Origin of the sequence: Lysobacter sp. 22409, from assembly GCF_052045105.1 — a bacterium.
GTDB classification, from domain to species: domain Bacteria; phylum Pseudomonadota; class Gammaproteobacteria; order Xanthomonadales; family Xanthomonadaceae; genus Lysobacter; species Lysobacter antibioticus_B.
Genome location: NZ_JBQEOE010000039.1, coordinates 23,593 through 29,592, shown reverse-complemented (window position 1 = coordinate 29,592; position 6,000 = coordinate 23,593). Strand labels below are relative to the sequence as shown.

5 protein-coding genes are annotated in these 6,000 nt (G+C 65.8%); all 5 read right to left on the bottom strand.

Going from position 1 to position 6,000, the window contains the following annotated elements; translation table 11 throughout:
• Window positions 1-237: 237 nt before the first annotated feature.
• The 5 genes from ACTJJK_RS18080 to tgt all read right to left on the bottom strand — a co-directional run bounded on the left by ACTJJK_RS18080 (window position 238) and on the right by tgt (window position 5,890).
• Window positions 238-1,095, bottom strand: a complete 858-nt coding sequence (locus ACTJJK_RS18080; protein ID WP_440730872.1) for a class I SAM-dependent methyltransferase — start codon at window positions 1,093-1,095, stop codon at window positions 238-240.
• Window positions 1,096-1,258: 163 nt separating this feature from the next.
• On the bottom strand, window positions 1,259-2,224 hold the full coding sequence (gene secF, locus ACTJJK_RS18075) for a protein translocase subunit SecF (RefSeq protein ID WP_031372945.1): 966 nt from the start codon (window positions 2,222-2,224) through the stop codon (window positions 1,259-1,261).
• A 15-nt stretch (window positions 2,225-2,239) separates the two neighbouring features.
• Window positions 2,240-4,102: a protein translocase subunit SecD gene (gene secD / locus ACTJJK_RS18070; RefSeq protein WP_031372944.1), complete on the bottom strand. Its 1,863-nt coding sequence runs from the start codon at window positions 4,100-4,102 to the stop codon at window positions 2,240-2,242.
• Between the two features lie 63 nt (window positions 4,103-4,165).
• Window positions 4,166-4,516, bottom strand: a complete 351-nt coding sequence (gene yajC, locus ACTJJK_RS18065; protein ID WP_435396473.1) for a preprotein translocase subunit YajC — start codon at window positions 4,514-4,516, stop codon at window positions 4,166-4,168.
• A 267-nt stretch (window positions 4,517-4,783) separates the two neighbouring features.
• Window positions 4,784-5,890: a tRNA guanosine(34) transglycosylase Tgt gene (gene tgt / locus ACTJJK_RS18060; protein WP_031372942.1), complete on the bottom strand. Its 1,107-nt coding sequence runs from the start codon at window positions 5,888-5,890 to the stop codon at window positions 4,784-4,786.
• Window positions 5,891-6,000: the final 110 nt, after the last annotated feature.

The window sequence follows — 6,000 nt, the reverse complement described above, 5'->3', positions numbered from 1 at the left end:
TCCTACAGCGGGGCTACGGCCGGATGCGCCACGAGACCGAAGCAGCGCGGTCGCGACTTGCGTCGCTCCTACCCTGCGACAGATCACCGCTTTCATCAACGACCTCGGCGGTGCAGTCTCTGCGCGTCCCGCGGTCGCGGCCAGCATGATCGGCCAACGCATTCGGCTAGACTCCATTCGCCGGAAAACAGGCTCACTTACGCCTGAGCCCGCACCCTCATCGATACAAACATCGGATCAAGGCGCGCGCGCCGTCACCACCCAGGTCGCGCCGCTGACCACGATGCCCTGCCCGGTCGCGATGCCCGACAGCGCCTCGCGGATCGCGACCGTCGCCTTATCGCGCACCTCATCAGTCTGCACCGCCAACAGACGCGCGATCGGACCGACCCGGAACACCTGCGACAGCGCGTCCTCGGTCATCGCCTCGCGGCTGTCCCCACGCCCGTAATAGAACGGCGCCTCGAACGGCTGCAGCTCGACGCCTTCGAAACCCGCCTCGCCAAGCACGCGCACGACCCGCTGCGGATCGCTGAACGCGAATGGCCCCGGTGCGTCGGTATCGACCGCGTCCTGCTCGACGATGCCGCGGATAGCATTCAAGGGCAACACATACCAATCGTTCTCCGCCGGCGCCTTCCAGCAGGCGAACGCGAGCCGGCCGCCCGGTTTGAGCGCCCTGCGCAACTCCGCGAACGCCGCCACCGGATCGTCGAAGAACATCACCCCGAAACGCGAATACAGCAGGTCGAAACTGTGCGGCGCGAATAGCGGCCGGCTGGCATCGGCGAGCCGGAACTCGACCGGCAGACTCAAGGCCTGGGCACGCTCCCGCGCCCGCCCAACCAAGGGCTCGGACACGTCCACCCCGACCACTCGCCCGCCCGACCCGACCGCGCGCGCGAGCTCGAACGAGGTCGCCCCAGCCCCGCAGCCGATGTCCAACACCGCCTCGCCGGCTTGCGGCGCCGCCGCGGCGAAAGCCGCCTGGCCATAAGCCGCGGTACGCTCGTCGAGCCAATCGTTATAAGTCAGCCAGCGCGCGCCGACCGGACCGTTCCAGTCGTTGATTTGTTGTTGGTTGGTGGCGGTCAAAGTTCGCTCGGGATCGCTTTGCGGTGCGCTACAGGCTACGCCTTTGGGATTGCTCTTCTCAATGCTTCGACTGGTACGGCACAAAATCCGTACCACGTTGCGCAGACAAACAAAAAGGCCGCGCAATGCGCGGCCTTTTCGTTCCAAACGGATTGTCGAACCGTTACGGACGGCGAGCCAGCGCCGCTTCGTCCTTGGCCTTCGGCAGCAAGTCCTGCTTGCTGACCTTGAGTATGCCCAGGGTCAACAGCGGGCAAGCGACGAAGATCGACGACAGGGTGCCGATGATGATGCCGAGCATCTGCGATTCGGCCATGCCGCGCAGCGAACCGCCGCCGTAGATGTACAGGGCGACCACGGTCAGGAAGGCGACGAACGAGGTGATGACGGTACGCGACAAAGTCTGGTTGATCGACTTGTTGAGGATCGTCTCCGGGTCGGCGCGCATCGAGCGGAAGTTCTCGCGGACGCGGTCGAACACCACGATGGTGTCGTTGATCGAGTAGCCCATCACCGACAGGATGCCGGCCAGCACGGTCAGGTCGAACTCGTGGCCGCTGATGGCGAACCAGCCGGCGACCACGATCACGTCGTGCAGGGTGGTGATGATCGCGGCGACCGCGAACTTCCATTCGAAGCGGAACGCGATGTAGATCAGGAAGCCGACGATCACGAAGATCAGCGCGTACAGGCCGTTGAGGGCCAGTTCCTTGCCGACCTGCGGGCCGACGAACTCGTTGCGCAGGATCTTGGCGTTGTTGCCTTCGCCCGACACCGCCTTCATCACCGCGGCGGCGGCATGCGCGGTGGCCGATGCGGAAGCGTCGCCTTCGCGCGGCTGCAGGCGGATCAGCAACTCGGTGCCCGAGCCGTAGGTCTGGACCTGCGCACTGTCGTAACCGTCGACAGCCAGCTTCTCGCGCACCTGGTCCAGCGGTATCGCCTTGTCCAGGTGCACCTCGACCAGGTTGCCGCCGGTGAAGTCCAGAGCGAAGTTGAAGTTGCGGGTGAACATGGCGCCGATGGCGACGAACATGATCAGGGCGGCGACCGCGATCGACACCCAACGCAACTTCATGAAGTTGATGTTGGCGTCGTTGGGCAGCAGGGTCAGCGGGAAAATCTTCATGTCTGGGTTCTCCCGTCAGATCGCGATGGACTTGAGCTTGCGGCGCTTGCCGTAGATCAGCGTGGCGATGCCGCGCGACACGGTCACGGCGGTGAACACCGAGGTCAGGATGCCGACGATCATGGTGATCGCGAAGCCCTTGAGCGGGCCGGTACCGAACATCAACAACGCCAGGCCCGCCAGCAACGCGGTCATGTTGGAGTCGAAGATCGTGCCCGAGGCCTTGTCGTAACCGGTGGCGATCGCCGTTTGCGGCGGCATGCCCGCCCGCAGCTCTTCTCGGATTCGTTCGTTGATGAGCACGTTGGCGTCGACCGACATGCCGACCGACAGCGCCAGGCCGGCGAAGCCGGGCAGGCTCATGGTCGCGCCGACGATGGGCAGCGACATCACCGCGACCACCATCAGCAGGTTGAGCAGCAGGGCCAGGCAGGTGATCAAGCCGAACATGCGGTAATAGATCAGGAAGAAGCTCAGCGCGAAGATGAAGGAGAACATCACCGCGGTGGTGCCGCGCTTGACGTTCTCGGCGCCGAGGCTCGGGCCGACCACGCGCTCTTCGACGAAGGTCATCGGCGCGGCCAGGGCGCCGGACTTGAGGTCGCGGGCCAGGCTGTTGGCTTCTTCGCGGCTCAGGCCGGTGGTCTGGAAGTCCTTGCCGAACACGCCCTGGATGGTCGAGGAGCTGATCACGCGCTCTTCCGAACGGGTGGTGCGCACTTCCTTGCCGTCGACGATCTGGGTGATCGGGATCTGTTCGACGTAAACGATGCCCAGACGCTTGCCGACGTTTTCCAGGGTGTGGTTGAGCATGCGCTGGCCGCCGATGGCGTTGAGCGTGATGCTGACGCTCGGCTGGCCCTGCTGGTCGTTGCTCGGAATCGCGTTGACCAGTTGGTCGCCCGAAACCAGCAGACGCTTGGACAGCAGCAGCGGTTGCTTGGCTTCGTTGTAATAGATGCGTGCGTCCGGCGGCACGTTGCGGTCGCGCACGGCGGCCGCGGCGGTGGCTTCGTCGCCGACCACGGCGCGGAACTCGAGGGTCGCGGTGGCGCCGATGCGGCGCTTGGCTTCGGCGGTGTCCTGCAGGCCCGGCAGCTGGATCACGATGCGGTCGGTGCCCTGGCGCTGGATCACCGGCTCGGCGACGCCGAAGGCATTGATGCGGTTGCGCAGGGTGGTCAGGTTCTGCTCGATCGCGTCGAGCGAGATGCGCTGCAGCTCCGACTGCGGAATCTCCAGGGTCAGAGTCTGGCCGTCGAGGCTCTGGGTCAGGGTCGGGAAGGCGGTGCGCAGTTGCTTCTGCGCCTTGTCGGCATTGGCGCCGGCGGCGAGCGTGGCGACGATGGCTTCGTTGCCGCGACGCACCACCGAGGTGTAGGAGACGCTGCTGTCGCGCAGGGTCGAACGCACGTCTTCGACGTAGGCCTCAAGGCGCTTGTTGAGCGCGGCGTCCTGGTCGACCTGCATGGTGAAGTGGACGCCGCCCTGCAAGTCCAGGCCGCGCGGCATCGGCTTGGCGCCGAACGCCTGCAGCCAGTCCGGCACGGTCGGGGCCAGGCTCAGGGCCACCACATATTCGCTGCCGAGCTGCGGACGCAGCAGGTCCGCGGCGCGGGTCTGCAGGTCGGTGTCGGTCAGGCGCACCATCAAGTTGCCCTGATTCTCGACCAGGATCGACTTCGAGGAAATCTGCGCCTTGGCGAGGATGCCTTCGACGCGCTTGGCCAAGGTCGCATCGACCTGGGTGCCGGTCGGCCGGGCCGCGGAGATCTGTACGGACGGATCCTGCGGATAAGCGTTCGGCAGCGCATAAATCACGCTGAAGATCAGTACGACCAGGATGGCGAAGTATTTCCAGCGCGCGAAGGTCAGCATCGAGAACCCCTGCGGCAGCCTCCCCGGCCGCCGCGTCTATGTAAATAAAGGCGTGGCGTCGGCTCAGGCCGACTTCAAGGTGCCCTTGGGCAACACGTTGGCGATCGCGCCCTTCTGCACGCGGATGCGCACGTTGGCGGCGATTTCGACGGTGATGAAGTTCTCGCCGATGTCGGTCACGGTGCCGGCGATGCCGCCGTTGGTCAGCACTTCGTCGCCCTTGGCCAGCTTCTCGAGCATGCCGCGGTGTTCCTTGGCGCGCTTCATCTGCGGACGGAAGATCAGGAAGTACATGACGCCGATCAGGATCAGCGGCAGGACGAAGCCGCCGGCGCTGCCGAGAAAGCCGCCGGGAGCGGGCGCGCCAGCGGCCTGGGCGTAAGCGGGGGCGATCAGGAGGTCGAGCAGATTCATCGGAATGTCCTGGAACGAAAAATAGCCGGGGATTATGCCACGGCTGGGTTGGAGTCAAGGCCGGGGCCCAAATGAGCCGCAGCGCACGCTTTATCGGCAGGTGACGGAACCTCCGGGGCCCTGCCCCGTCCGCTTCGCAGCCGGTCCCACCTGTTCACGCGCCGGGCGACCGGGTTGGAGCGGCGTGTCCAGACCTGGAAGGTCGGGCTTGGATGGCCCAGGCCAGGTCGGTCCAAGCCCCGAGCCGGCCGGCAGCCCGAAGCCGTCCTAGGCGCGTGCGGCGTAGAAAGACTCCCGGAAGGCGGTAAAGGTTCCCTGCTCGATCGCCTCGCGCATCTGCGCCATCAGGCGCTGGTAGTAGCGCAGGTTGTGCAAGGTGCCCAGCATCGGCCCGAGCATTTCATTGCAGCGGTCCAGGTGGCGCAGGTAGGCGCGGCTGAAACCGTTGCTGCAGGCGTAGCAGTCGCAGCCCTCTTCGATCGGGCGCAGGTCGCGCTCGTACTTGGCGTTGCGCACGCGCACGGTGCCGCTCGGGGTGAAGTAATGGCCGTTGCGGGCGTTGCGGGTCGGCATCACGCAATCGAACATGTCGACGCCGCGCGCAACCGATTCGACCAGGTCCTCGGGGCGGCCGACGCCCATCAGATAGCGCGGACGGTCCTCGGGCAGCTGCGGGCAGGTGTGTTCGAGCATTTCGTTGCGCTCGGCCTCGGGTTCGCCGACGGCCAGACCGCCGATCGCATAGCCGTCGAAGCCCAGCCCCTTCAGGCCGGCCGCCGACTGGGTGCGCAGCTCGTGATGGACGCCGCCCTGGACGATGCCGAACAAGGCCGCATCGTTGCCTTCATGGGCTTTCTTCGAGCGCTCGGCCCAGCGCAGGCTCAACTCCATCGACTTGCGCGCCACCTCGACGGTGGCCGGATACGGCGTGCATTCGTCGAAGATCATGACGATGTCCGAATCCAGCACGCGCTGGATGTTCATGCTCTCTTCCGGGCCGAGGAAGACCTTGCTGCCATCGACCGGCGAGGCGAAGGTCACGCCCTGCTCGGTGATCTTGCGCCGGTGCGCGAGCGAGAACACCTGGAAGCCGCCGGAGTCGGTCAGGATCGGGCCGTTCCAGCGGGCGAAGCCGTGCAGGCCGCCATGATCGCCGATCACGTCCAGGCCGGGCCGCAGGTACAGATGGAAGGTGTTGCCGAGGATGATCTCGGCCCCGAGGTCGCGCACGTGCTCGGGCATGATGCCCTTGACCGAACCGTAGGTGCCCACCGGCATGAAGGCCGGCGTTTCCACCGTGCCGCGCGGGAACGTCAGGCGGCCTCGGCGCGCAGCGCCGTCTTGACCGAGCAATTGGAAGGACATGCGGCTCATGCGCGTATTCCTTTATCTAGTGGGACGCATGGGGCGATGCGTTGGGGGCTGAGTTGGGGCATTCGAGCTGGGGCTTTCGCTTTGCTCGGCGGTGCGCGGAGACCGGAAGG